This is a genomic window from Geobacillus sp. PLS 41, from assembly GCF_056494105.1.
In genome coordinates, this window is sequence record NZ_CM151395.1 from 40,714 (window position 1) to 67,529 (window position 26,816).

24 protein-coding genes are annotated in these 26,816 nt (G+C 54.0%); 4 read left to right on the forward strand and 20 right to left on the reverse strand.

Annotated features, from left to right (window positions below; translation table 11 throughout):
* Nucleotides 1-32 precede the first annotated feature (32 nt).
* From ACVX3G_RS00210 to ACVX3G_RS00240, 7 genes are all read right to left on the reverse strand, one after another.
* Nucleotides 33-2,645 carry a DUF2309 domain-containing protein gene (locus ACVX3G_RS00210; protein ID WP_014194908.1) on the reverse strand — a complete coding sequence of 871 codons (2,613 nt, stop codon included), beginning with the start codon at nucleotides 2,643-2,645 and terminating at the stop codon, nucleotides 33-35.
* Nucleotides 2,638-4,143: an NADH dehydrogenase subunit 5 gene (locus ACVX3G_RS00215; protein WP_014194907.1), complete on the reverse strand. Its 1,506-nt coding sequence runs from the start codon at nucleotides 4,141-4,143 to the stop codon at nucleotides 2,638-2,640. The genes ACVX3G_RS00210 and ACVX3G_RS00215 overlap by 8 nt, the downstream gene beginning before the upstream one ends.
* A gap of 333 nt (nucleotides 4,144-4,476) precedes the next feature.
* Nucleotides 4,477-4,845, reverse strand: a complete 369-nt coding sequence (locus ACVX3G_RS00220) for a Na-translocating system protein MpsC family protein (protein ID WP_011229945.1) — start codon at nucleotides 4,843-4,845, stop codon at nucleotides 4,477-4,479.
* A 431-nt stretch (nucleotides 4,846-5,276) separates the two neighbouring features.
* A complete protein-coding gene (locus tag ACVX3G_RS00225) occupies nucleotides 5,277-6,983 on the reverse strand; it encodes an ABC-ATPase domain-containing protein (RefSeq protein ID WP_014194905.1) in 1,707 nt (568 codons plus the stop codon).
* Nucleotides 6,984-7,232: 249 nt separating this feature from the next.
* Nucleotides 7,233-8,021, reverse strand: coding sequence for a MerR family transcriptional regulator (locus ACVX3G_RS00230; protein ID WP_014194904.1), 789 nt, complete (start codon nucleotides 8,019-8,021; stop codon nucleotides 7,233-7,235).
* Nucleotides 8,022-8,134: 113 nt separating this feature from the next.
* Nucleotides 8,135-8,419, reverse strand: a complete 285-nt coding sequence (locus tag ACVX3G_RS00235) for a hypothetical protein (RefSeq protein ID WP_011229941.1) — start codon at nucleotides 8,417-8,419, stop codon at nucleotides 8,135-8,137.
* 80 nt (nucleotides 8,420-8,499) lie between these two features.
* Nucleotides 8,500-9,957 (reverse strand): protein adenylyltransferase SelO, encoded by a 1,458-nt coding sequence (locus ACVX3G_RS00240; RefSeq protein WP_014194903.1) that lies wholly within the window; start codon nucleotides 9,955-9,957, stop codon nucleotides 8,500-8,502.
* A 193-nt stretch (nucleotides 9,958-10,150) separates the two neighbouring features.
* Here ACVX3G_RS00240 and ACVX3G_RS00245 point away from each other — a divergent pair, with 193 nt between their 5' ends.
* The gene (locus ACVX3G_RS00245; RefSeq protein WP_014194902.1) at nucleotides 10,151-10,618 is read left to right on the forward strand and encodes a hypothetical protein; all 468 of its coding nucleotides are present in this window, start codon (nucleotides 10,151-10,153) and stop codon (nucleotides 10,616-10,618) included.
* Between the two features lie 192 nt (nucleotides 10,619-10,810).
* Here ACVX3G_RS00245 and ACVX3G_RS00250 read toward each other — a convergent pair whose 3' ends face one another.
* From ACVX3G_RS00250 to ACVX3G_RS00290, 9 genes are all read right to left on the reverse strand, one after another.
* Nucleotides 10,811-11,443 carry a response regulator transcription factor gene (locus ACVX3G_RS00250; protein WP_013146334.1) on the reverse strand — a complete coding sequence of 211 codons (633 nt, stop codon included), beginning with the start codon at nucleotides 11,441-11,443 and terminating at the stop codon, nucleotides 10,811-10,813.
* Nucleotides 11,436-12,470, reverse strand: coding sequence for a sensor histidine kinase (locus ACVX3G_RS00255; RefSeq protein WP_014194901.1), 1,035 nt, complete (start codon nucleotides 12,468-12,470; stop codon nucleotides 11,436-11,438). The genes ACVX3G_RS00250 and ACVX3G_RS00255 overlap by 8 nt, the downstream gene beginning before the upstream one ends.
* On the reverse strand, nucleotides 12,467-13,198 hold the full coding sequence (gene liaF, locus ACVX3G_RS00260; RefSeq protein WP_011229936.1) for a cell wall-active antibiotics response protein LiaF: 732 nt from the start codon (nucleotides 13,196-13,198) through the stop codon (nucleotides 12,467-12,469). Before liaF ends, ACVX3G_RS00255 begins: the two co-directional genes overlap by 4 nt.
* Before the next feature lie 64 nt (nucleotides 13,199-13,262).
* On the reverse strand, nucleotides 13,263-13,886 hold the full coding sequence (locus tag ACVX3G_RS00265; RefSeq protein WP_011229935.1) for a PspA/IM30 family protein: 624 nt from the start codon (nucleotides 13,884-13,886) through the stop codon (nucleotides 13,263-13,265).
* A 27-nt stretch (nucleotides 13,887-13,913) separates the two neighbouring features.
* Entirely contained in the window at nucleotides 13,914-14,273 is a 360-nt protein-coding gene (locus ACVX3G_RS00270) for a lmo0954 family membrane protein (RefSeq protein WP_011229934.1), read from the reverse strand.
* Between the two features lie 641 nt (nucleotides 14,274-14,914).
* A complete protein-coding gene (gene rlmD, locus ACVX3G_RS00275; protein ID WP_033845641.1) occupies nucleotides 14,915-16,318 on the reverse strand; it encodes a 23S rRNA (uracil(1939)-C(5))-methyltransferase RlmD in 1,404 nt (467 codons plus the stop codon).
* Nucleotides 16,315-17,181, reverse strand: coding sequence for a DNA-3-methyladenine glycosylase family protein (locus tag ACVX3G_RS00280; protein WP_014194896.1), 867 nt, complete (start codon nucleotides 17,179-17,181; stop codon nucleotides 16,315-16,317). Before ACVX3G_RS00280 ends, rlmD begins: the two co-directional genes overlap by 4 nt.
* A 178-nt stretch (nucleotides 17,182-17,359) precedes the next feature.
* Complete coding sequence (pdaA, locus tag ACVX3G_RS00285) at nucleotides 17,360-18,151, reverse strand: delta-lactam-biosynthetic de-N-acetylase (RefSeq protein ID WP_014194895.1); 792 nt, start codon at nucleotides 18,149-18,151, stop codon at nucleotides 17,360-17,362.
* A gap of 182 nt (nucleotides 18,152-18,333) precedes the next feature.
* Nucleotides 18,334-19,881, reverse strand: a complete 1,548-nt coding sequence (locus tag ACVX3G_RS00290; protein WP_014194894.1) for a fumarate hydratase — start codon at nucleotides 19,879-19,881, stop codon at nucleotides 18,334-18,336.
* A 229-nt stretch (nucleotides 19,882-20,110) separates the two neighbouring features.
* Between ACVX3G_RS00290 and yfkAB the strand changes: the two genes are divergently transcribed.
* Complete coding sequence (gene yfkAB / locus ACVX3G_RS00295; protein WP_011229929.1) at nucleotides 20,111-21,235, forward strand: radical SAM/CxCxxxxC motif protein YfkAB; 1,125 nt, start codon at nucleotides 20,111-20,113, stop codon at nucleotides 21,233-21,235.
* Between the two features lie 29 nt (nucleotides 21,236-21,264).
* On the opposite strand, the gene ACVX3G_RS00300 is transcribed toward yfkAB, so the two are convergent.
* Nucleotides 21,265-22,053, reverse strand: coding sequence for a YfkD famly protein (locus ACVX3G_RS00300; RefSeq protein WP_011229928.1), 789 nt, complete (start codon nucleotides 22,051-22,053; stop codon nucleotides 21,265-21,267).
* A 151-nt stretch (nucleotides 22,054-22,204) separates the two neighbouring features.
* Nucleotides 22,205-23,257, reverse strand: coding sequence for a calcium/proton exchanger (cax, locus tag ACVX3G_RS00305; protein ID WP_011229927.1), 1,053 nt, complete (start codon nucleotides 23,255-23,257; stop codon nucleotides 22,205-22,207).
* A gap of 146 nt (nucleotides 23,258-23,403) precedes the next feature.
* Here cax and ACVX3G_RS00310 point away from each other — a divergent pair, with 146 nt between their 5' ends.
* Nucleotides 23,404-24,537 (forward strand): MFS transporter, encoded by a 1,134-nt coding sequence (locus ACVX3G_RS00310; RefSeq protein ID WP_014194892.1) that lies wholly within the window; start codon nucleotides 23,404-23,406, stop codon nucleotides 24,535-24,537.
* A 124-nt stretch (nucleotides 24,538-24,661) separates the two neighbouring features.
* Nucleotides 24,662-24,808 carry a BH0509 family protein gene (locus ACVX3G_RS00315; RefSeq protein ID WP_011229925.1) on the forward strand — a complete coding sequence of 49 codons (147 nt, stop codon included), beginning with the start codon at nucleotides 24,662-24,664 and terminating at the stop codon, nucleotides 24,806-24,808.
* 345 nt (nucleotides 24,809-25,153) lie between these two features.
* On the opposite strand, the gene ACVX3G_RS00320 is transcribed toward ACVX3G_RS00315, so the two are convergent.
* Together ACVX3G_RS00320 and ACVX3G_RS00325 are read right to left on the reverse strand one after the other, a co-directional pair.
* Nucleotides 25,154-25,987, reverse strand: a complete 834-nt coding sequence (locus ACVX3G_RS00320; RefSeq protein ID WP_011229924.1) for a YihY/virulence factor BrkB family protein — start codon at nucleotides 25,985-25,987, stop codon at nucleotides 25,154-25,156.
* A 51-nt stretch (nucleotides 25,988-26,038) separates the two neighbouring features.
* Complete coding sequence (locus ACVX3G_RS00325; RefSeq protein WP_013146347.1) at nucleotides 26,039-26,527, reverse strand: low molecular weight protein-tyrosine-phosphatase; 489 nt, start codon at nucleotides 26,525-26,527, stop codon at nucleotides 26,039-26,041.
* Nucleotides 26,528-26,816: the final 289 nt, after the last annotated feature.

Genomic DNA, 26,816 nt, shown 5'->3' on the forward strand with positions numbered 1-26,816 from the left:
GACAAACCCGGCAAGCGGCATATCGTTTCTTTTTAGCGCTGCTGTACCGACGCAAGACGGCCTGCCTCCCAGTTCACCCACGCCCCGCTGTCTGGGTCAATCGAGGCGAGACGGAGCCAGCCGTTTTGGACTTTGCGCCGAAATTCGCTGTTTTCATCGAGCAACCGCTCGATATAGGAAGACGGCGCTTCAATGATGACGAGCAACCGAAGCGGAGAGTGGAACCACTCACGGTCAGATGCGGCGACGGACTGCCACGGCAAGCCGGCTAGCAAGTCGCTTCCGTTCCCTTGCATGACGCCGATGCCGCCGGTCACCGTCTGGGTCGTTTTGTCGCCGCTTCCATAGTAATTCGGTGCCACTGTCGAAGCATAATATTGCAAGTTGATCCACTGCCCAACCGTGGCCGGCCCAGCGATGATGCCGGCCAGCGCCTCACCGGTCGGATCTTCGCGCCAATCGTAGCTGTGCAAAAACACCCGGCCGTCTAAATGAACGCCCTTTGTCAACGCCCGCCGCCCAATCAGGAAAGCGGCGTTCCCCGCCAATCCCCACTCCGGACGAATTTCACTCCAGTCGACGGCGCGGCGTCGGGCTTCGGCAACCGGATCGCGCGGCATGGCGCCGACATGCGGCAGCTTCGCCATCCGCTCAGCATTGGCTTGGCGGCTGACGCCGGCAAGCGCCTGTTTCAGCTGTCGAAACGCCGCCTCAGCCGCTTCGGACAACGGCGGCACTTCCACCCAACGCAACTCGTCAACGGTCGTGATATGTTCAGCGGCGACGAACACTGTCTCATCCGGGATGACGATTCCCTCTTTCGCCAATCCATCCCGCACGTGCGGCAAGTTGGCCAACGCGGCGAATACGCGGGCGTTGAACGCCCCAGCCGCGCCGCCGCACGCCCCGCAATCGAGCGCGGACGCATACGGGTTATTTGTCGTCTCGCTCTCATGGCCGCAGACGACGACAAGCGGGGCAAATGAGGACGTCAGGCCGATGTTCACGAGAAGCTGTTTTACGTATTGCACTTGCTCTTCTTTTGTCAACCCGATCGGCAGCCCAGTCGTTTCGTCATGCCCTTGGCAATCAAGCGACAGCGTCGTCTTCGGTTTTTGTTGCGCCGACATTTCCGCCTGATGAATGGCTTGCCCGGCCCAAGCCGGCGCTGCGCTGCGGGCGATCGTATGCAAACCGAGCCACGGGCCGCTCATTTCCGGAAGCAGCAAACCAGCCAGCAGATGCTGCTTGATTTTTTTAAACGTCCGGCCGACAAAGCGGAACAGATCGCGCCGCCGGCGGTACGGCGCCGCCGTTTCGGGAGAAGCGGTTTCGTTGATTTCATGCCGCGGCGCCACAATCGCCGGGCAAGACGGATGGGCGTCATCGCTGTCAAGCACGCGCGTTTGGATCGGCAAGCCGAAAAAGCCAGCGCAGCCGTACGTTTCAAACGGGCCGACCGCCTCTACATGACGGCGGAACGGCTCGGAGCGCACATCAATGCAAAACAATAGCTGCGCTGCCGCCTGCTCTTTTGGCTCCTCAGGTTGACGGGTGAGAACCGCTTCTTTCAGCTTCGCTTCATACGTATCTTCCCACGCCTCAAGCCAAAGATGGCGGCGGCCAATTCGCCAGAACCGATCGGCGAACACCAGACGAGCTTGGCGGTCTTCGAGCGGAAGGCGCCGCCAGTCGTCCAGCGTCATGCCGCCCCAGTGGATCCAGGCGGCCAACAGCGGCCCAACCGCACGATCGTCTTCGTTTTCTTCCTCCTTCAGCGGCAGATGGGGCGCTGTGAACACCCACTCCAGCGACAAACGAACGGCCAAGTAGTTGATCAGCCCGCCGATTTCGTCACCTGCACGGCGCGATTGCCAGACCATCATCCCCGCCCAGCCGGGCAGAGCTAATAAATGCGCTTCTAAATAGGCCACGGCTTCCTCATCCTGCACCCCGAGCTGCTCAAGCGCCCGTTGCAGCGCCTCCTCTGGATGGTGAGGCCAATCGAAAAGCCGTTTCCGCTCCTCCTTGGACAAGGACGGATCAAGAGGCGCCAAACGACGCCAAGACCCGTAAAAGCCGTGTTCACGATGCGGCAGCGCCCACACCGCCTCTCCCCGATCGTAAAACAGCTTGCACCATTTGATCATTTGTTGATCCAACCGCTTTTCCAAACCAAGGCGCACAGACCGCGTGCGGATGGAAACAGAGCGCAGCGGCATAGCGGCGGCCAACTCGATCAGTTTCGGCATCTGAAGCGCTTCTTCGGGCACCGCATCGTTCCAAAGGAGGGCGCGGCATAGCCGTTCCGCTTCATGGCGCGGCGCAGGAAGCGGCTCGTCATCCAACCATCGTTGCAGACGCCGCTCGATGAAGGAAACGTCAATCTCCCCTTTGGATAGCGCCGCATGAAAAACGGCCATTGGCGGATACAAGTCGATGCCGTAAGCTTCTTGCAGTCGGTCAGCCGCGTCGACAAACGACTTGTTTTCCATCCCCATCCACGGATGGCGGGCGATAAACGCGGAAATCGGCCAAAGCGGAGCGATCACCTTCGCCGCTTCGCTGACGATCGCCTCGAGCGGACAAGCGGCTGCTTTTTTTGCCTCCGTTGACCGTTCAAGTGATATGACGCTTCTACTCATGAGCCATCCCCTCCTTTAGATAGGACGCCAAATAACGCGGGTGTGCTTCGGTCGCCGCCGGACGCGGTTCACCAAGGTGAACAAGCCACATGTACAGCTGAATGGCAAGCATGGAACTGCGCCGGTTCGCGATCCATACAGCAACCAGCGCCGCGGCAACAAACAGAGCGCAGACAAGCCATTCGAACGAAGCGGGCGGCAGAAACGCGGACGGCATCCCGTTATGAAGCAGCGCCATAAATTGATTGCGCACCGTTTCGGACGCCAACGCCAAAGCAACGACAACCGCAAAGCCCAGCCAACGGCCTTCGCGAAAATCCGTAAGCCGTCCCCAGGCAACCGTTGCCGAGGCCGCAAGCAAAAGCGCGCTCAACAACCGGGCCGGTTCGTGCGGAGCCGCCTGCCAAAAGCCCCACCCAAACAGCACGCCGAGGATGATGCCGCCCGGCCACGAACTGCCTGTTTTTCGTAATCCTGCCCGACCGACTCGCGGCACGACGGACCCGGACTGCAAAAAGAGCGTCGCTTTAAACAACCCGTGCAACACTAAATGCACTACTGCGGCCCCGTAAGCGCCCAGGGCGCATTGCACAAGCATGACGCCCATTTGCGCCATCGTCGAACCGACGAGCTGGCGCTTATAGTCAACATGAACAAAGCTAACGCCCGTGCCAATCAAAATCGAGGCAAAAGCGATCAGAAACAGCGCCACATGCGCCCACGTTTCGTTAAAGAGCGGAGAAAAGCGCCAAAGCAAGAGCCCCCCAGCGTTGACAAGACCGGCATGCATCACCGCTGACACCGGCGTCGGCGTCACGGCTGATTCCATCAGCCAGCGATGAAACGGCCATTGCCCAGCTGGAATGACGGCAGCCAACATGAGCAATCCGCTCATCACCGCCCTTTCCCATAGAGCGAGACGAGCTAAACGTTCCGCCGACAACGCCGAGACGAGCGTCCATTCACCGACTCTCGCCCCAAGCCAAACAGCGGTGAGGGCCACAGCAATCCAACTTGCCAAAAACAGCATGCCCATCTGCCAGGCAACGAACTGAGCCGGCTCCCATTCTTTTTTCAACGCGGTCAACGCCACAAGCCCCACAAGCGGCAGCCCCCAGCACACTGCGATCAACCGCAAGTCGCCGGCCGCCCACGTGAGCGAAGCGGCAAATGACGTCCATGTCAAGAGCGAGAAATACAGCCGATAGCGGCGGTCGCCGTGCAAATAGCGAACCGCAAACCGTTGAATCGCCCAGCTGAGAAGCGAAATATAAACGGCGGACAGCCAGCTCGTCGCATCAAACCGCCACGGGCCGATGTCGACCGCGCCGCCGGCGCCGATCCATCCGAATAGCGCCGCCGTCCCCGGCAACAGCAACAGCCAAACGTGCACATGCACATATCGTTCCGACACGCGCGGAAACAGCCACACGATCGCACTTAGGAAAACGACCGCAATCGCCGCCAGCCATCCCCATGCGAACCATTCGTTCCCCATTGCCATCTCCTCCCCTCATCTGCTTGCACATCGTTCGAGAGAAAAAAGAAAAAACCGGCTATGTCAATCAGGCAAAACGGCCGAAAAAGGCCGTTCCATTGCCTATCGATTGCCCATAGCCGGTTTACCTTCAACCAATCATCGCTTGATTGTTTGAAGATCTCCCGTTCGTTGTCGCGCGGCAGGCGACGGTCGGTTTCCCTTCAACGAACCTAAGCCCACGTAGGTTTTTTGAAGGGCTCCCGACAGCATCGTCCACTATTTTATTCTATACTTACTATACAAAAGTTGTTTCAATTATACAATAACTTTGTTGATTTGTCATGGAAAAATTTATTTTGTCAACTGTTTCTCCAAATCGTTGAACAGCTTAAAGACAATAATCCGCTCACCCGTTCGGGTGCTTAAATCGGTATGAAAGCTTTTTACTTTTTCACCCGTGATTTCCAAAATCATCTTCTTCAAATCATCGACGCCCGATTCCACCAAACTCGTCCGCGACCGTTTCACCGCCAGCATCCCTTCCTTCGATTCACAAAGAGCGTACTCAGCAGGTGTCAAGATGCCATGCAGGGAAACGATAATCATATCACGCAAAATATCGGTTTTCACCGACACCGAGCCGCGGCCGAGAAAATCTTTTTCCCATTTCGTCAACGCTTTGCTGATTTCCGATTCCATCCAACCTTTTGACTTGTTCATGCCCTGATCCCCCTAACCAACCCGCGGCTTCCCGCCGCCATCCGCCACGTTGCACTGATAAACATTATTATAGCCGTAATTGGTGGATAGCGCTAGAGCAAAATGGGCAAGGCGCCGACAGAAAGCGGATTCATTCGCGTTTTGCCTGAGGCATGAGGCATCGTCTATTGGAACAAGAGCAGCGGCCCCGCACCGATCGCGCCTGGGTCGATACCGGCACACGGCCGCCCCTGTTGAAACAAGAGCGTCCGTTGTTCCGTTGGCCAGCAGGGAAAACAAACGCCCTTGCCTCACATCCTGCGGCCCTATTTTTTGTTGCAGCTGGGAAAAACAAAAACCAAGCCATTCCTCCTCCCCAATAACCCCGTAATCCAACCTGCACGGAAACGTCGCCAAGAAAAAGCAAACCGGCTTTCTCCTTTCCAAGCTGGCTACTGCTGGATACACCGGAGCGACCGCAGCCGGTTCAGCGCCGCCGCCAGCTCGAAGCGGCGCGGGCGAGCGAGTTCACCCGGATTCCCTTTTCGGAACGAAACTGAGCCTAGCCCTTGACGGTCCCATTGTTCTTCGATCGCATCAAGTAGTTGGCGGATGGTTTTCTTCCCGTCGAGCCATCCTTTTCGTTCCATATACAGCAGCGCCGCGGCAATCGCCCGAGTCTGGCTGTCATCGACCAGCTGCTCAAGCGCATAAAGCAATAGATCGGTTTGCCCGTACTGAATAACGTGCCGTCCGCGCGCGACGGCTTTTGCTTTTTTTCCTTTTTGGCTGTTCAAACTTTCGGGCAGGGGAATGCGCTCGCGAATGCGGCCGAACGACTCTCCGCCTTCCGCTTTCCGTCCCGACGGCATCTCTGCAGCGATCCGCTTCGCCTCCCCGGTCACATCAAACGGGACGTACTGCTCCATTTTGATCACGCAATCAGCGATATCCAAGTAATCCCCCAACCCGCCGACGACAAGAACCGTCGAAATGCCGTAATCGCGAAATAGTTGACGCGCCTTGTCGATATACGGCGTGATTGGTTCGGCTTCTTTCGCCACGAGCGCCTGCATGCGTCCATCGCGGATGAGCAAGTTCGTTGCGCTTGTATCTTCGTCAATCAAAAACGCCGATGCCCCCGCTTCAATCATTTCGATCATGCTCGCGGCCTGTGAGGTGCTGCCGCTCGCGTTTTCCGTCGAAAACTGCGTTGTCTCTTTGCCGTACGGCAACGCGCCAATGAGCGGCGAAATGTCAACACTGGCGACGCTCCGGCCGTCTTCGGCGCGAATTTTCACCGCCCCGCTGTCGGTGATGACAAACTCCCGCCCGTCGCCGGCGATATGGTCATACACGCCGTGCTCTAACGCCTGAAGCAGCGTCGATTTGCCGTGGTAGCCGCCGCCGACAATCAGCGTAATCCCTTTGCGGATGCCCATGCCTTTGATCGGTTCAGCGCGATGCGGAACGGGGATCGCAATCTCCAGCTCTGGCGGACTTTGAAACGGCACCGCTCCACGTTGCAGCGGCTTGTCGCTCACTCCGCTCTCCCGCGGCAAAACCGCACCGTTCGCGACAAACGCCACCAATCCGTGTTCACGCAAATAGCGGCGAATGGCGTGCTGCTGATCGGCAAGCTCGACTGCCGCACGAATATCCTCCTCCCGAAGGCCGTACACCGCCCGCTCGATGACGGATGGAATTTGCTCGAAAAAGATGGCCTCGGCTTCTTTCGCCAAAATGCGCCGCCCGTTCGCCGGCAACCCGACCGACAAACAGACAGTGACCGTCTCGTCCGTCACTTGCACTGCTGTCCGCTCGAGCACCTTCTGCTCCGGTGCATCGATCAAGACGAGCCCGCTTTTTCCCGATCCGCGCGCCCGCAGCGGCCATTGCCGCAATTCGCGGTGGACGCGGCGCAAAAGCAAATCCTCACAGCGAGTGCGGCGCGGTTTCGTATCGGTCCACTCCGCTGCCAGCGCCGTTTTCGCCCGCGGCACGATCACCCGCACCTTGGACGGTTCGGCAAACGGATCGCCTTGCACATGGTCAATTGCAAGCGTAAACGTTGGGAACCGATACGTACCTTCGATCGCTTTATATGCCTTATAGCCTTTTTGGTCGATCGACCGCAGCCGTTGTCTCAGTGTTTCCATCCAACCATCCCTTTCTTTTTCCCTTGACTCCTACTTCTAACAGACACCTTTCAGAATTGGATCCAACTCCAAGAATGCCCAGCCATGCCTAATGGATTCTGCGTGACACTTCCATAGCAATGTTCAGTCCTTGCCTTTGTTCTAAAACGACCCCTATGCACCATTTTGATTGTACCGCAAACCCATCCTCTTCATCCATCACCAGCAAAAACAGCGGCCCGCCTATTCTTAGGGCGAGCCGCCTGCTGCCTAACGGTCTTTCATCCCCGTATAGATCCAAATCGCTTCTTTGAAAAACTCAGCCGCTCCCGGATGCACTTGGTCATAGTAAGCTTTGAACCGTTCGTCCTCGACATACAAACGCGCCAGTCCGGCATGCGCTTCCTTGGAATAATGATCCCACCAGAGGCCAAGCCACTGGCGGTGCAAATCCGCCGCCCGTTGCGCCGCCTCTCCGGCCGGGTTGCCATCTTGCATCGCTTCTTTCAATGCCTCAAGCACATCTTGACTGAGCCGTTCCGCTTCATCAAACTGTGCCTTCGTCATCTTCCGCAGTCTGTCGTTGGAACGATCGACCTGTTCATCGCCATACTTCTGGCGAATTTCTTCTCCATATTTCCGTTCGTTTTCTTCAATCAGCTGCTCCTTGAACGCAGCAAACTTTTCTTTGTCGCTCATCATGATTCCTCCTTCTTTAGCGGCAATCGTTTTTTCAACGCTCGCAATCAACGCATCCAGATGGCGTCTTTTTTCCAACAGCTGTTGGCGGTGCTCCCTTAGCGCTTTCAATTCATCAAAGGACGGGGAATGAATGATTTGTTTGATCGTTTCCAAATCGACGCCAAGTTCACGATAAAAGAGAATTTGCTGCAAACGATCGACTTCGCGCGGCCCGTACAGCCGATAACCGGCTTCGCTCCATCGCGCCGGCTTCAGCAAGCCAATCTCATCATAATATCGAAGCGTCCGACTCGTGATCCCCGCCAGTTTCGCCAGCTCATGCACCGTGTACTCCACTTCCCTCACCTCCCTATTCATGACGATACACCTTGACGCAACGTAAAAGTAAAGAGGAAAAAAAGAAAAAAGGGCTCAAGCCCAGCCCCCCATTGAACAATCGCTGTTTCATTTGTTAAAAGCGATGCCTTTCATCAATTTTTCCTCGTTTCCTCGATATGCGGCATCTTCGTTATCACAATCGAATGGTTCAAATCGACGTTAGGCAACAGCTGTGGTTCGCTAGTTGTTTCCATCGCCCCTGCTTGTTTCACATGAGGAGAAAGCGGCTGATCAACCGAATCGCGGATGATGATACGCTGGCGAAACGACGCATATGGTTCTTTTGTTTTGTCCGTCTCAGCCAATTGCGAAGGAAAGACGGCATCACATACAAACAACATTCCCACCACGGCAAAGAGAAGAACACTTCGCTTCACTCACACCACCTCTATCCAAATTAGACGATGCAAAAGGTGATTCGTTTCTCCTTTGCCGCTAAACGAAAACGCCATCACCATTACGTCCCGCAAAACGTCCGGTACGGGCGGTCGGACGGCGGAGGCAGTTCCGCGTATTTCTCTTGTTCCGGCGAGTAGGCGTACGGGTCAGACAGCGCTTCAAGGAAACGCTCCATCACGCTGTAGTCGCCGTCATGGACCGCGGCGGCCAACGCCTCTTCAACCCGGTGGTTGCGCGGGATCACAGCTGGATTATGGCGGCGCATCCGCTCATACGCTTCTTCCCTTGACACCGATTCTTGGCTGAGCCTTGTCTGCCAGCGCTCCTGCCACTCCCGGAACTCAGCGGAATCAAACAGCGCCATTCCCGTATACTCGCCTAACGTCAACGCCCGGAACGTGTTCGTGTAATCAGCGCGATGCGCCTCCATCAGCCGCAATAAATCCGCAATGAGCTCCTGATCCCCTTCCTGCTCCTCGGCAAGGCCGAGCTTCGCCCGCATCCCGCTAAGCCAATGGTGGTGATACCGCTTCGGATACTCATCAAGCGCCCCTTGGGCAAGCGCGATCGCTTTTTCTTCATTCTCATCAAGCAACGGCAACAAGCTTTCCGCAAACCTTGCCAAATTCCAGCCCCCGATGTACGGCTGGTTTCCGTACGCATACCGCCCTTCCGTATCAATCGAACTGAACACCGTCTCCAGGCTGTATGTGTCCATAAACGCGCACGGCCCATAGTCGATCGTTTCCCCGCTGATCGTCATATTGTCCGTGTTCATCACCCCGTGGACAAAGCCGACAAGCTGCCATTTCGCGATCAGTTCCGCTTGGCGTTCGATCACTTGTTCAAGCAAAAACAAATAGCGGTTCTCAGCTTCCTCAAAGCCAGGAAAATGGCGCCAGAGCGCATAATCGGCCAGAGCGCGCAACTCCTCTATCGTCCCCCATTGCGCCGCGTATTGAAACGTCCCGACGCGCAGATGGCTCGAGGCGACACGGGTCAACACCGCCCCAGGCAATTCCGTTTCGCGCATAATGGTCTCTCCCGTTGTGACGACCGCAAGACTTCGCGTTGTCGGGATGCCAAGCGCGTGCATCGCCTCGCTCACAATGTACTCCCTCAGCATCGGCCCAAGCGCCGCCCGCCCATCGCCGCCGCGCGAATACGGCGTCCGGCCCGAGCCTTTCAGCTGGATGTCCACCCGCTCCCCGCTTGGGGTGACGTGCTCGCCCAGCAACACCGCCCGTCCGTCGCCAAGCATCGTAAAATAACCGAACTGATGCCCTGCATACGCCTGCGCCAGCGGCTCAGCTCCGCCTGGAATTTGGTTTCCAGCGAACACAGCCACCCCATCTTCACTTCGCAACGCTTCCTCATTCAACCCAAGCTTGACTGCCAACGAACGATTGAGCACCGCAAGCTTCGGCGCGCGCACCGGCGTGGGGAGGACTTTGCTGAAAAAGCGCTCCGGCAGCCTTGCATAACTGTTGTCGAACTTCCATCCTGCGTCCAACATCGTCATCTCCTTTGCGGCCAAAACAGCCTTTTTATATGAGTTTATTGTACGGCAAAGCGGACGGCATGATAAACCGAAAACGCGCGATCCTAAACCAAAAACCGAACCGTCAACGTTCGACGAAAACCACCATATTTTCTCTTTCTTTCTCGCCCCGTTTCTTTGTATAATACCTGTGAGGAGGTGAGAAAAAGTGGAAGAGAAAACAATCATTCAAGCGGTGCTTCAAGCGCTCGAACAGCATTCTGACAAAATTAGCTCGAAAATGCAGGAAATGGAGCAACGACTGCATCATGAAATGCAAACGATGGAACAGCGACTTCACCATGAAATGCAAACAATGGAGCAACGACTCCGCAGTGAAATGCAAGAGATGGGACAACAGCTCCGCAACGAGATGCAAGAAATGGGACAACAACTCCGCAGCGAGATGCAAGAAATGGGGCAACAGCTTCGGGCAGAAATCCACGCTGTTGAGACTCGGCTTGAGGCCAAAATCGACTCCCTTCGTGAGGAAATGCAACAGATGAACAGACAACTGAACGAACGAATCGACCACCTTGAAGAAGAATTAACAGATACTCAAGCCTCGATCGAAGTGTTGACAACAAAAGTGCTCCACCACGACCGAAAACTTCGCCAACTGACCAAGCAAGCGTAACTCCTCTCAGTTAGCCAGCCATTTTCCCTGTCCACCGCACGTCAAAAACCGCTTCCGTTTCATCTTCCATGTTCATCTTGATGAAACGGAGCGGTTTTGGTGTTCACAGAACACCTACTCCCTATCAAAAAATGAATCGCGTTCGACATAGCATACTCTCAATGCATAGCGCTTGTGCCACTCACACGCTCCTCATTTCACCAAGCCATGCCGAAACGCGTAAATGACCGCTTGCGTCCGGTCTTGGACGCCGAGTTTGGCGAGGATGTTGCTTACATGCACTTTCACCGTTTTAAGTGAAATGAACAATTCATCGGCCATTTCTTGATTCGTTTTCCCTTGCGCCATCAACAAAAGCACTTCCATCTCCCGGCTCGTGAGCTGCTCATGCGGCAGGCGCTCTTCTTGTTTCCGATAGTTTCGCATCACTTTTCCGGCCACTTCCGGTTCGAACACCGATTGCCCGTGGAACGTGGCGCGAATGGCGTCGGCAATTTCGCTCGCTTTCGATGTTTTCAATAAATAGCTCGTCGCCCCTGCTTCAAGCGCGGCAAACACGTTTTCATCATCCAAAAAACTCGTCACGACAATGATTTTCGCCTCCGGCCACGCGCCGATGATTTCGCGCGTCGCCGCAATGCCGTCCATCGGTTCCATCACGAGGTCCATTAAAATGACATCCGGACGCAACTGGAGGGCGAGCTCCACCCCTTTTTTACCATCTTCCGCCTCGCCAATCACCTCCATATCTGGTTGGGCGGATAAATACGCCGACACGCCAAGCCGCACCATTTCATGATCATCGACAAGCAGTACCTTAATCACGGTCATCCCCCCTGTGCAAAAGCGGCACTTTCACTTCCAACCTCGTTCCTTGACCTTTTAAGCTGACAATTTTCAACATCCCACCGATTTCCGCCGCCCGCTCATACATGTGCTGCAACCCGTACGAGCCGCTTTTCGAACGTTCCACATCAAAGCCAACGCCATCGTCGGTGACGCGCAAAATGGCAAACCCGTCCCGTTCGATGAGCAATACTTCCAACGACTTCGCTTTCGCATGGCGCAGCGTGTTGGAAAGCGACTCTTGCAAAATGCGAAACAGATGATCTTCCACCCCTTTATCGAGCGGAACGTCTTCGATGTTCCATTTCATCTCGAGCGGCACTTTGCCCGCCAGTTCAGTAAGCAGTTCGGTCATCCCTTCTTGAAGCGATTTTCCTTTCAGATGCACCGGCCGCAAGTGCAGAAGCAGCGCCCGCATTTCCAATTGCGACTGGTGAATCATTTGTTCGACCATTTTCAGTTGCTTCCGATGGCGTTCATCATCGGGCGGCATCGTTTCCATGACGGCCGACATCATCATCGAAGCGGCGAACAATTGTTGGCTTACGGAATCATGCAGTTCCCGCGCCAGCCGCGTGCGTTCTTCGGAAAGAATGCGTTCAACGAGCCGTTCTTCCTGTTCGGCCTTTTCCGCCGCTAACTTTTGCACGCGTTTCGTTTGCGCGCGCCATTGCGCTTGCAGCTTCACGATTTGCCGCCAAAGCTCTTGCAGTTCCGGCGGCGGCTCTTCCCGATGCAACTCCCCCATCTCTCCTTGTTCAATGTGCCGAAGCGCCTGCACAACCGCTTGCCATTGCTGGCGAAAGAAGGAATCAAGCATAAGTCCAACAGCAATCCCCATACACAGGCTTACAGCGAACACAAACAACAAAAACGGCAACCCCATCACAGTTTGATCCCACAAAGACGACCACATTCCAGGCGGAAGGAAATAGAGAAAGGAAATGAGCAACGCCACAGCAAGCGCAAGCGCAAGCAAAACAGAAGCGAGCATCGGTCGGCTCATACGCGTGTCACCTCGACATTGCCAATGATCATCGAGGTGACGATTTTTAGCTTTTGCTCCGCTTGATCATACGAAGAAGTTTGATAAATGAGCGTCTCGTTGAACATTTTCTCCTGTTCCTTGCCAAACAGCGAGGCAACACCAAAAATGGCGGAATGAACGAGCCGTGTTTCAATTTCGTACGGAACGAGAATTCGAATGTTGCCGATCAACCCTCTCACGATAATGACCGCTTCCCCTTTCGGAAGCACAGTATAGCTGACATCAATGACCGTATCCCCGATCCCCGTTTGGATATTGACATCATTCCACTCATACACCCGTTCTGAGGTCGCTTGCCGGCCAACCCATACATTTTGAAACAGTGGTTGACGGCGCACGATTTCCTCTCCCCCATACGAGTTCTCAGCCATAGTCGGGCGGATCACCGTCGGATGCCGCTTCGACTGAAACAATTGCCAAAGGGCATAACCCAACAGCGCGACCATGACAAAACGAGCGGCCATCATCGTTAACACATGAATGGCCAACATGATGCAGCCAAGCCAAAACAGCCATTTTCCTTTCCGCCGATGCCATTTTTTCCTTCCAACATAAATCAAACAGACCGATATACTTAACGAAAACAGCACGCCCGGGCGAAAAAACGAAATTTCGATTGCAAAAAGGAGCAGTGTCACCAAAACAACCCAACTGACATAGTCAGTTTTCTTCCGTTGATCAAGCATGTGGGGAGCCCCCTGTTGTCCAAAATGAAAAAGGCGTAACCATGTACGCCTTTAGCATATCCGGTTATTTTCCTTCCTGCAACTGCTTTTCCAGCTGAGCGATGCGCGCATCGATCGTGCTTCGGTAATAATCGGAACGAACTTGCCGCTCAAGGCGGTCAAGGTAGACTTCCGCATCAGCAAACGCCGCCAACGCCGGGCCGGCGTCCCCGTTGACCACCCGATGGATGCGGTAGTGCGCCCGAGCCGCATTCTCCCGCCCCATCAGCTCCATGCGCCGCATTTGCATATCTTTCAGCTTATGCTTCATTTCTTCATATTTCGCTTCTAACTCAAACAGCTCACGGCTCGCTTGCTCGAGCAGCTGTTTTAAGCGGGCCGCCCGCTCCGCGTATTGCGCTTGTTCGCGCCGCGCAAATTCGGCCAGCTCCATTTCCCCGGCTTGCGCCGCCACCTCCGCCTGCTTGCTTCGTTTTTCCACCATCTGTTCGGCTTCGCGATGTTCGCGGGCAAATTGCTCTTTCAGCACATATTGGCGCTCGAGCAGCTGCCGCACCCGCTCGACTTCCTGTTCACATTGGCGCAAATAGTGATTGAGAAGCGCGATCGGGTTTTTCTTTTCTTTTTCGTCAAGCCATTCATGGAGATCGGCTTCAATGATCGTTTTCAAACGTGAGAACACACTCATCATCGATTCGCTCCTTTTCCATTGATTTCATGAATAATGCTTTTGCAGCTCCGCCCATTGTTTTTCAAAGTTGACAAACGGGTCGTCTGCTTCTGGAACGACGCGCTCGTCTTTCACTCCATTCCATTTTTTATACACGACATACAACACATACGCCGCGACAAGCGCGATGAGCGCTGGCACATTCGAAGCGCTGACAACTAACGCTGCACAGCCAATCAATGCCCACACGATTTTCCCGAACGTCGACGGGGCTTTCAAACATTTCTTGAACGCATAGTACAGCACCGCCAGCGTGATTGCCAACCCGACAAGCGGCCCAAGATGAAACAGCAGCACAAGCAACGCCACCGCGCCGGCAACGAACAGCCCGATCTTTTTTGCCATCCTTTCGCCTCCTTTCGTCTTCCATCGTACCGCAGACAACCCGAATCCCATCATGTTCCAAAGATATATTTTGTCTACGACTCGAGGCGTATTTTTGCTAAGATATAATGCCTCAGCTTCCCTTTTGCTGAATTCGAAGCGGCCAGCGTCTTATTTTTCCAAATAAAAAATCCCTTCTAACGGCGAGCCCTGTTAGAAGGAATTTCTTGTTGATGCAATAGGTGAGGCAAACGTTTCACTTGATGGCATGACCCTCCTCCACATCATGGCCGTGATTGAAAAATGCGCGCTCAGCCTTGCTCTGGTTTTCTATGAGAATGTGCGCTCCTTGAGTTGCCATTTTCATGATGGAGGGAGAGCAAAAATTGCTCATGGACATCTGTATGTTCAAACAAAATAAAGGAAGTTCCGAATTTCTTAATGTTTTCTACCATGCTGGCATGATCAGGATGGAAGTGTGTCACGAACAGATATTTTATTGCCTCTGGCTTAATTCATTTTTCTCTCATTTCGATCTTTTTTCCTTGCTTTTCCAAGGGTTCCCCCACTTTTTCTTCCTCTCTTCTTTCTCCCAAAAAGGAGTGGAAGAACCCGATTTCATTTTCCATTGACACTCCACACGGCTGAAGACGCGTGGAGTGTCAAAATTGCAGCGTTAATTTCGCCACCGCTTCCACATGCGCCGTGTGCGGAAACATGTCCACCGGCTGGATGTAGTCGATGCGGTATTGTGCGGCCAAGGCATCGAGATCGCGGGCGAGGCTGGATGGGTTGCACGAGACGTAGACGACCGTTTTCGGGCGGACGTGGAGAATCGTTTCAAGCAACGCCCGGTCGCAGCCGACGCGGGGCGGGTCGACGATGATGACGTCCGGCTTCCAGCCTTCGTTCACCCATTTTGGCAGCCAATATTCGGCTTTGCCGACGACATAGTGCGTGTTGGTGAAACCATGCTTTTTGGCGTTGTTTTGTGCGTCTTCGATCGCTTCCGGAATCGTGTCCATGCCGCGCACTTCTTTGGCATCGCGAGCAAGCCACAAACCGATCGTGCCGACGCCGCAATAGGCATCCACGATCCGCTCCGTTCCGGTGAGGGCGGCCGCTTTTTTCACTTCGTCGTACAATTTCACCGTCTGCAACGGGTTGAGCTGGAAAAAGGCGCGCGCCGACAGTTCAAACGACAAATCGCCGAGCGTTTCTTGAATGTATTCGTCGCCGGCGAGCACTTCTGTCTCGTCGCCGAAAATAAGCGACGTTTTTTCGCCGTTGATGTTTTGCACGATCGATTTCACTTCTGGAAGACGGCGGCGGATTTCCTCGATCAACAGCTCTTTGCGCGGAATGTCTTTTGTCGCTGTCACAAGCACAAGCTGGATGTCGCCGGTATGAAAGCCGACGCGGGCGACGATCGTCCGCACGACGCCCATTCTTGTCCGCTCGTTGTAAATCGGGATGTGCAAGTCTTGCAAAATCGTTTTCACGATGTTCGTGACGCGCGTCGTTTGCGGGTGTTGGACGCGGCATTCCGACAAGTCGATGAGCCGATGGGAGTTGAGGCCGTACAGGCCGGCGAGCACCTTCCCTTCCTTCATTCCAACTTGAAACTGGCTTTTGTTTCGGTAATGCCACGGGTTGTCCATGCCGATCGTCGGGCGGATGTCAAGCTTGTCGACATCGAGGCGCCGGGCATGGCGGCGGAGCGCCTGGATGACAATGTCGCGCTTCGCCTCGAGCTGCGCCTCGTACGCCAAGTGCTGCAACTGGCAGCCGCCGCACTGGTCATAGAGCGGACAGGGCGGCTTGATGCGGTTTGGCGAGCGCTTGCGGATGCGCTTGATTTTCGCCTCGGCGTAGGTTGGGTGGATGTCCGTCGCCTCAACGATGACTTCTTCACCCGGCAAGGCGCCGGGGACGAAGACGACTTGTTTTTGGAAATAACCGACCCCTTCGCCGTTAATGCCGATCCGTTGAATCGTCACGGGAAATTGCTCGCCTTTTTTGATTTTGATGTTCATTTGTTGCTTTGCCATATCGGTCCCTCTCATTCAATGCTTCGCCATAAATAAAGCGCCGCATAGCTGGCGTACGGCTTCCATCGTTCGCCAAGCGCCGCCATCTCTTTTGTGGTCGGCCGCTTCGGAAGCCCGAACCATTTTTCGACCGCCCGCTGCAAACCGATATCCGCCGGCGGGAAGACGTTTGGGCGGCCGAGGCCGAAGAGGAGGAAATTTTGCACGGTCCACGGACCGATGCCGCGCACGGCGGTCAGCCTCTCCATCACCTCGCCGTCTTCCATCTGCTCGAGTTCATCAAGCCGCAGCTTCCCCTCGGCAATGAGGCGCGACACATTGACGATATATTCGGCTTTCCGCCCGCTCAGCTGCAAGGCGCGCAAGTCCTCGTACGAGCGGGCCGCGATCTCTTCTGGGCGCGGGTAAAACCAAACGCCGTCCCGCTCCTCGCCGAACGTTTTCACAAACCGCTCTGTGAGCCGATAGCCGACTTTGAGATGAAGCTGTTGGTGGATCAAACATTTGACGAGGCAAAAATACAAATCAAAATCAAGCACCAACGGCAGCCCCTCATAACGGGCAAACAGCGGCGCCAGCTCGGTCGCCTGAAAGTAGCCGTGCACCGAGGCAAGGGGCGTCCGCCATTGAAACAGATGAGAAATCCGTTCGATGATCTCCTGTTGCCGCTCGGGATGCGGCCCCGACACGATAAAGCGCGGGGCGTCTTTCGCGCCGATGCTTTCCACCACGACAGGCACCTTTACGTCATCGAGATGAAGCGGCACGGTGACGCGCTGCCGCTCTAGATCAACCGCCAGCAGCGGATCGAGCGCCAATCGCTCCAACGCATGCGCAAAATCGTACGGCGCGGGCACGGTAATCGTTTGCTTCCACATCGTTCTCACCTTTCTCATTTGTCCGTGCCCCTATTATAACGAAAAACGCCCCGTCGAACCAACTTGTTGGCAGGACGAGGCAGCGGCATATGGTTCGGTTGACAGAACGAGGCGGGTTTTCGAATGGTCCAACACACAACGTTTCGTACCACTTTTGCGCTCAAGTGATGAAAGCGGCTTATGGGCGAAACAGCCGCGGATGGAGGCCCATCTTTTTCACCATCAACTCATCTAAGCTGGCAAACGTATACCCTTGTTTGCGCAAGTCGTCGATCACCTTCGGCAGCGCTTCGGCATTGTCTTTGGACACGGAATGCAACAGCAAAATCGCCCCCGGATGGATTTGTTTCATGATTTGGTCGTAAGCATATTGCCAGCCGCGCTGGCGGTCAGTTTGCCAGTCGACGAACGCAAGCGACCAAAAGACGTGATAATAGCCAAGGTCGCGGGCGAGAGATAACGTCCGTTCGCTGAAAATGCCGCGCGGCGGGCGAAGGTACGCCATCCCTTTTTGCCCGGTCAATTCCTCGGTCTTTTCTTTTACTTTTTCCAGCTCTTCACGGAACCGCTCTTCGCTTGCCGCCGTCAAATCGGGATGGTGCCATGAATGGTTGCCGATGATATGCCCTTCCGCCGCCATCCGTTTGACTAAATCGGGCGCTGTTTGCAAATAATGACCAGTGACAAAAAAGGCGGCTGGCACATGTTTTTCCTTTAACACGTCCAAAATTTGCGCCGTATAGCCGTTTTCATACCCGTTGTCAAATGTTAAATAGATCGTTTTTTCGCTCGTGTCGCCTAAATAAAAGGCGTCATATTTGGCGAGCAGTTCATCGAGCTCTTTTCCCGCCGATGGGGGCTCGTGGTTTTCGCTTCTCTTAAATCCCCAATGGATCGGCGCATTGCTTATGGCAAAAGCAGGGGCGGGAAAAAGCGAGAGCGCTAAAACGAGAGAAATGAGCCATCTCATGCCTAGTTCCTCCTTGGCCGCCATCTTTTCCTCTTTCTTATTGTTTTCACCCCTGACCGCTTTACGCGCGCCATTTTTTGCAAAAAAAGGCCCCAAAAGCAAGCGCTTTGGGGACAGAGAAGAAAACGGGATCAGCTTGTTTGAATACCAATAGCCATGTGCTTGAAATTCAGCTCTCCTTCTTACTTGAACACCGGCTCTTTGAACTGAGCCAGCTTTTCAAGCGACGATTTTTCCACATCTTCATGCAAGCTGTTGCCGTGCGAATCCATCGTGACAACAGCAGTGAAGTTTTCGACGCGCAAATGCCACATCGCTTCGGGGATGCCAAACTCCAGCAAATCAACGCCTTCCACGGATTTGATGCAATCGGCGTAATATTGCGCCGCGCCGCCGATGGCGTTCAAATACACGCCGCCGTGTTCTTTTAACGCTTGCAGCGTCTTCGCGCCCATGCCGCCTTTGCCGATGACAGCGCGGACACCGAATTTTTTCATGATGTCGCCTTGGTACGGCTCTTCACGGATGCTTGTCGTCGGGCCGGCAGCTTTGGCGTGCCAGCGGCCTTCTTCATCTTTTAACATGACCGGGCCGCAATGATAAATGATTTGCCCGTTCAAGTCGACCGGCGCGTCATGGTCCATCAAATATTTATGAATGGCATCGCGGCCGGTGTAAATGACGCCGCTGATGCGGACGACGTCGCCGACGCGAAGCTGGCGCACTTGTTCTTCCGACAGCGGCGGAACAAGGTCGATGACGCGTGTGTCGCCTTGTTCAAGCGCCGCGGCTGCTTCCGCTTTTTCCAACTCTTTTGCAAAATCGACGTCTTCGCCGTCTTGGTACAGCCATTCGATGATCTCACCGGTCGCCGGATCGATTTTCACGCCCATGCGCCGAAACGCCCAGCAGTTGTAGGCGACCGAAACGAAGAAGCTCGCCGGGATGCGGTGCATAACGCCGATTTTACAGCCAAGCAGCGTCGATTCGCCGCCAAAGCCCATCGTGCCGATGCCAAGTTTGTTGGCGTTTTCCATAATGTATTCTTCGAGTTGGCGCAATTCTTCAATCGGATTGACATCATCGACCGGACGGAACAGCTGCTCTTTCGCCAACTCATAGCCCGATGAGCGGTCGCCGCCGATGCCGACGCCGATAAAGCCAGCGCTGCATCCTTGCCCTTGCGCTTGGTACACCGCATGCAAAATGCATTTGCGGATGCCGTCAAGGTCGCGGCCGGCGCGGCCGAGCCCCTCGAGTTCACACGGAAGGCTGTATTGAATGTTTTTGTTTTCACAACCGCCGCCTTTTAAAATAAGGCGAACGTCAATGTAATCGTTTTCCCATTGTTCGAATTTAATGACCGGCACGCCTTCCCCTAAGTTGTCGCCGCTGTTTTTGCCGGTGAGCGAGTCGACCGAGTTCGGACGCAGCTTGCCGTTTTTCGTCGCTTCGACAATGGCGGCGCGGATCGCTTTTTTCATTTCGATTTGGTTGACGCCGACCGGCACTTTGATTTTAAACGTCGGCAAGCCGGTGTCTTGGCAAATGGGAGACACGTTTTCATCCGCCATCTGAATGTTCTCGACGATCGTATTGAGCGCCATGGCCGCCCGCGTGCCGGCGTTTTCGCGCACTTTCGCTCGAGCGATCGCTCGGCGAACGTCCTTCGGCAGCTTCGTTGATGTCTCAACGATCAAGTCATACATGCTTTGCTGGAATTTTTCCATGCTGATTCCACGCCCTTTCCTTTTGGATCGCCCTATTGGCAGTTGTCTCATCTTCTTCTATTATACTGCTTTTTCTCGGTTATGGAAAAAATCTTTCTTTTCTGTCTCATCAGTCCCCCGCCCGCCTCATAGGAATGGGATAGAGGATCAGCGGCCAAAACGATTGACAAGCGGAGTGACTGTTGCCGATAATGAACGTTGGGACTTTGAATGGAAAGAGGAGAAGACCATGCGCTCATCCACCATGCCAGCCATTACACCGGCGTATGACCCTTGGGAAGCGTACGTCGATATTGAAGAATATGGAAAACTACAACTGACGAATATTGAGTTTACCACAACGACGCTTTGCAATATGCGCTGTGAGCATTGTGCTGTTGGCTATACGTTGACAATGAAAGATCCCGAGGCGCTGCCGCTTGATATGTTGCTCCGCCGGCTCGAGGAAATTCCGCATTTGCGGTCATTAAGCATCACCGGCGGCGAGCCGATGCTGTCATTAAAATCCGTCGAACAATACGTCGTTCCCCTTCTCCGCTACGCGCACGAGCGCGGGGTGCGGACGCAGCTCAATTCGAACTTGACGTTGGATTTGTCTCGCTATGAACCAGTCATTCCGTATTTGGATGTGCTCCATATCTCGCACAACTGGGGGACGATCGACGACTTTGTCGAAGGTGGTTTTGCCATGATGGAGCGGAAGCCGACGCGCGCCCAACGCGAGAAATACTTCCAGCGCATGCTTGACAATGCAAAAGCGCTGGCAAATGCCGGCGTGATGGTATCGGCGGAAACGATGTTAAACAAACGAACCGTCCGCCACTTGGAAACGATCCACCGCCAAGTTGTCGAGGCAATGGGCTGCCGGCGCCATGAAATCCATCCGATGTATCCGAGCGATTTTGCCAGCGCTTTAGAGACGTTGAGCTTGGACGAATTGCGCGAAGCGATTCACCATTTGCTTGACATTCGCGACGAAAACGTCTGGATGCTGTTTGGCACGCTGCCGTTTTACCCGTGCAGCGACAACGAAGAAGATGTGCGTCTATTGAAGCGGCTGTATGAAAGCAAAAACGTCACCGTGCGCAACGATCCAGACGGACGTTCACGGCTCAATGTCAATATTTTCACCGGCGATGTCATCGTCACCGATTTCGGTGATGAACCGCCGCTTGGCAACATCATTCACGATTCGCTGCCAGACGTGTATGACAAATGGCGGCGCTCAAAGCTTGCTAGGGAGCTTCTTTGCCACTGCCCGTCGGCACGCTGCCTCGGACCGAACGTCCTTGTGAAGCAGACGTATTACCGCGGCGTCGATTTTACGAAGCGGTCCGCGCGCATTGGCCGATAAAAAACGTCAAGGAGCTTTTCCTTGACGTTTTATCTTGGCTGTTCACTCACCACATATGACATGTACAGGCGATCCTGCACCGGAATCCACGCCCCAACCCCTCTTGTCGTCACGTTTTTGACGACAATTTTCTTTTTGTTTCCTTTGAGCACGACGTACACTTCCCCGTATGTTACTTTCCCTTTTTCATTCACCGCCGGAGCGTACGCGTACAAATAACCTATTTTTTTCGCCGGTACGTTGTACGGTTGGTCTTTTTTCGTGCCAAGGCCGACAACCGTGCTGAAAGAGAGCGGCAAGTTCGTCTTTTCCATCGCTTTGTTTAACATCATCCGCTTAACCGCGTCTTCATTCGGCACTTTCACCGTCAACCCGCCGCGGACGTATTTTTGCATTTCTTGTTTATAGTACAACTTTTGCGCCGTATCGCCGCCGCGGTTATCAAGGAAATTCGTGTTGACCTTTTGATATTCCCAGTTCGTCGACGTTTCGATCGACTGGTAATTGAGCGGCCATTGGCCTAAATAAATCGTCGCTCGATAGCCAACGGCCCATGGCGTGTCGGTCGCCGAAGATTCATTAAAGAGATGGATCAATTCGGGATTCTCAATTTTCACATTCGCCGATCTTAACAGCTGTTTTGTAAACGAGCTCGGTTCCAAATGCGGCAAATCTTGCGTCGGGTTCGGATACGTATTTTCTTTCGATATATCAATCACCGCACCGGGCGCCGGTTTGCCGGCAGCCGCCAGCGCCGAAAACGCCGCCGCATAAAGAAGAAGCACGCTCACGAACAGCGAAACAGCCCACTTTTTCATCGTCTTCACTCCTTTCTTCCCACGTTATTCACTGTTAGTTTCTTTCAAAATGCGCCGTTTATCCGCGGCGGTGAAAATTTTCCCCGTTTGGCGCCCCACTTCCCGCACCGCCAAAAAAACACCCGGACGGCGAATACCCGGATGCAGTCACTTACAGCAAGTAAAAACCGATGCCCATGATCGTATAGGCAGCGAGCAATGTTGCTCCTTCAAACCAGTTCGTATCACCATCATTTGACAGCACGATCATCAAAAGGACGGAAGCAGCCATCGCCACCAGCTCAGGAAGTGAAAAGACAAGCGGCATTTTTTCCGGAAACAAAAGCGAAACGAGCACAAGCACCGGCGCAACGAACATGGCGATTTGCAATGTCGAGCCGACGGCAATTTCCACCGCGACATTCATTTTGTTTTTGTACGCCATAATCACCGCGGAAGCGTGCTCCGCCGCATTGCCGACGATGGCCACGATGATGATCCCGATAAACAGCTCGCTCCAGCCGAATGACTCGGCGACCGTTTCAAACGTATGAACGAGCCGTTCCGATAAATAGGCGACCGCAACCGTCGCCAGCGCCAAAATGGCGGTCGCTTTCCCTTTGCCCCATTCGGGCTCTTCATGTTCTTCCACTTCTTCTGATTTATGCTGATATACGCCGCGATGGGTGACAAGCCGGAAATAAAGGGCAGCGGCGTAAAGCAAGATCATGATGATCGAAATGCCAACGCTCAACGCGACTTGTTCGCTGTGATTCATATGCATGGTAAACACTTCCGGAATGACAAAAGCGATGAAGATAGCAAAAGTCAGCAGCCCGGCATTATGACGAGCATCATAAATGTTGAATTCTTGCCGCTTATATTTTAGTCCGCCGACAAAAAACGATAGCCCAGCCACCAAAAGCAAGTTCCCGAGCACCGAACCGGTTAAGGAAGCGAGCACGACGTCAACGAGTCCAGCCTGCAAGGCAAAAATGGAAATGATCAGCTCGACCGCGTTGCCAAACGTCGCGTTCAACAGCCCGCCAATGCGCGGTCCGGCGACGATCGCCAAGCTTTCCGTCGCTCGCCCCATATAGCTGGCGAGCGCAATGATCGTCAAACAGTACAGCACAAACATCAAGACAGTCGGCCAATGAAGAAACCCGCCGATGACCGACACCGGCACGCCGATCCATGTCATCCAAGCAAACACCTTGTTCATTTCTCTTCCACCTTTCCTCTTGATTGTTTTCGTTGCATTGACCGCCGTTTCTATGTACGATGGATAAGGGCATTCATTCGCCCTAGGAAACATCCGGCCTCGCTTGTTTGATTGGCCTGCGATTTCAACTGAAATGGGGATGCACGATGCGTTTTGCCATCTTAACCGGGATTGTCGCCGTCTCTGGTCTATCGCAAGGGATGTTGCTGCCGCTTTTGGCGATGCTTCTTGATGAAAACGGCGTCTCTTCGTCCGTTAACGGGGCGCACGCCGCCGCCCTGTATATCGGTGTCTTGACCATTTCGCCATTTTTGGAACGGCCGCTGAGACGCTATGGCTATCGGCTCCTCATTCTCCTTGGTGGTTTCATTGTAATATGTTCGCTTATTCTTTTTCCACTTTTTCCTTCTCTTTTCTTTTGGCTTGTTCTTCGCTTTGCCATCGGCATCGGCGATCATATGCTTCATTTTGCGACACAAACATGGATTACGGACTTTTCGCCGCCGACTGAACGCGGACGGCGATTGTCGCTGTATGGGTGGGCGTTCGGCCTCGGCTTCACCATCGGCCCGCTGTTGGCTTCACTCGCTTCGGTCGAGAAGGCGCTTCCGTTTTATTTAGCTGCTCTCCTTAGTTTCGCCGGTTGGATCGGCGTCTTTTGGCTGCCGAACGAAAAACCAAAGCCGCTTGAACGTTCTTCGTCGGCGGCCGGTCGGTTTATTGGCGCTTGGAAACAGGCATGGCCAGCGCTTTTGTTGCCGTTTGCCTACGGTTTTTTAGAAGCGGCTGCCCATTCCATCTTCCCGCTGTACGCCTTGCGTGAGCGGATGAGCGCTGAGCAGATCGCCTTCATCTTGCCATGCTTCTCGCTTGGGGGCATCATCTTTCAGCTTCCGCTCGGAGCGCTCAGCGACCGGTTCGGGCGGCGCGAGATCATCACCGGTGCACTCTTGGCCGGCGCCGGTTGTTTTTTGATTGCCCTCACTGTCGGTGCGTCCACGGTTGGGTTGGCTGCTTGTTTGTTCACCGCTGGCATGTTTACCGGCTCGCTCTTCTCGCTCGGCATCGCCTATATGACCGACCTGTTGCCGAAAGAGCTGCTTCCCGCCGGCAATTTGTTGTGCGGGATGCTATACAGTCTCGGCAGCATGACGGGCCCGCCGCTTGCCGGCAGCGTGGTTGATCTCTCTGCTCGCGCCTTTTTCCTTGCGGTCAGCGCTGTCCTCCTCGTTCCGGCCATTTGCCTCGTCAGCCGCCGGGAACAGGAAACAGCGGCTTGACCGTTTTTTGTTTTTTATTTTTTATTTTTTTCAAAAAAATCGTTGACCATTTTGTTCCCTCTGTTATATAATAAAACCAAGATATCAAGTTTCTGTTTTAAAACAGTATAAAGGAGTGGCGATCATGAGCAGAACGGAACGGAAAAATATGATCGAGTTTATCGAAAAAGTGCGGGGATTGTCGCGCGAGGAACTCGCCTATATGACCGATGCAGAAATTGAATACATTTATGAGCGCTATTACCACCATCACGAAGAAATCGTTGAATAAAGCGGCGGCGGCTCGATGCGCCTGTGTTTGCATGAAAGGAAAGGTGCCCTCCAAAAAGGGAAGGGCACCTTTTTTTGATTTCCATCTATACACATAAAACGACCGCCGGGGCACAATATTACAATATGTTGTGCTATGTTGAACGAAGAACCACCTTTTGAGGCAGCTTCTTTCAATGATAGCCGTTTTGGCCGTTGGCACTGCCACTCGTCTTATGCTTTGGTCTGTTTTTTCCTTTTTGCTTCGTGCCCCCGTCTTTTTTCGTATGTTTCGTCATCTTGATCCCCCCTATGCCAAGATCCCCTGCATTGTTACGATATCCCGCCTCGGCACCGTTTATGCACGCTAACGCTGCCGTCTTTTCCCTTCGCGCTCACAGTCAAACATGGCGTTGAGTTCCCCGCCCAAGACAAGAATCATGCCGGACAAATAAAACCAAACCATCAACACGATCATCCCGCCAAGGCTGCCATACATCGCCGTGTAATCGGCAAAGTTGTTGACATAATACGCGAACGCCAGCGACGCCGCAATCCAGCCGGCGGTGGCAAACAGCGCGCCGCGCACGACGTTGACGCAGCGAAGCTGTTTGTTCGGCGCGAAATAATAAAGGGCAGTAAAGACAGCAAACAATAACAGCGAACTCGTCACCCAACGAAACGCGTTCCAAACCTCCAAAAACTGTTGCGACAACCCGAGAGCAGAGAACAAAAACAGCCCGATTATCCGCCCGAAGACCGGAAGCACGAGGGCAACGATGATGACAACGATCATGCCGAGCGTCAACACAATCGACAGCCCGCGTACGATCCAAAACGGCCGGTCTTCTTGCACATCATAAGCGCGGTTGAATGCCCTCATAATGGCACTCATGCCATTAGACGCTGACCAAATAGCTGCGATGATGCTAAACGACAACAATCCCCCATTTTGCTCATTCATGAGACGATAAACGTTCGTCTCGATGAGGTGAAGCGCCTCTTTCGGGGCGTATTGCCGCACGAGCGCAAGCACATCTTCATGCGGAATCGGCAAATACGCCAACAGCGTCATTAAAAACAACAAAAACGGAAAGAGCGACAGAAGAAAGTAATACGCCAATTCCGCCGACAAACGCGGGATTTCATCTTCCGTAAAACGGCGGGCCAACTCACGGATGAACGCCAAATTTACGACCATCGGCTGCCCTCCTTCCCCGTTTTTCCCTAGACGGGTGCGCCGCCCTCAAAGTCATTTTGTTTCCTCCACACCAAGTCGATGGTCGCGGATGATCCTCTCAAGCAAATGCTCGCACCCTGAGCGGACGAGGCGATACACTTCGGCAAAATTCCCGGTATAATACGGATCAGGCACATCGTCTTTTTCCCGGTCGGGAACAAAGTCAAGCAACCGGGCGAGCACCGCTTTCGAACGGGAGCCAGCCAATCGGCGCAAATCGTTCAAGTTGGCTGCGTCCATGGCGATGATGTAATCAAATTCTTCCAAGTCACGATGATTCACTTGCCGGGCGCGGATGCCGGAGTAGTCGATCTTATTTTCAGTCAAAACCCTTCTTGTCCCCACATGCGGCGGCTCACCGACATGCCAGCTGCCTGTTCCCGCCGAATCAACGGCAATCAGACCGTCAAGCCCCCGCTCTTTCACCAAATGACGGAAGACCGCTTCCGCCATCGGCGAGCGACAAATGTTTCCAAGACAAACAAACAGCACTTTAATCATCCAAACAGCCACCCCTCTCTCTATGTCCACGGTGCTTTCCACCGTTAGTTTTCCTTCATTTCTTTTCATCTAGCCCTTTTTGTCCCTAGAAGGACGGGGATGTAACGAAAAAACAACTCCAGCGGGGGAGCGTGTGCGAATGGGCCAACAACTTTTGTGCGCGTTCACGACAACCATTTTGAAGAAAACGAGGTGTTTCACCAACCTTTTAGACTGGCACTATGCATGTGCACCTACATTTTACCACATCATCCGTTTTTCATCAGAAAAGCAAGCCAGGCAATCTCTC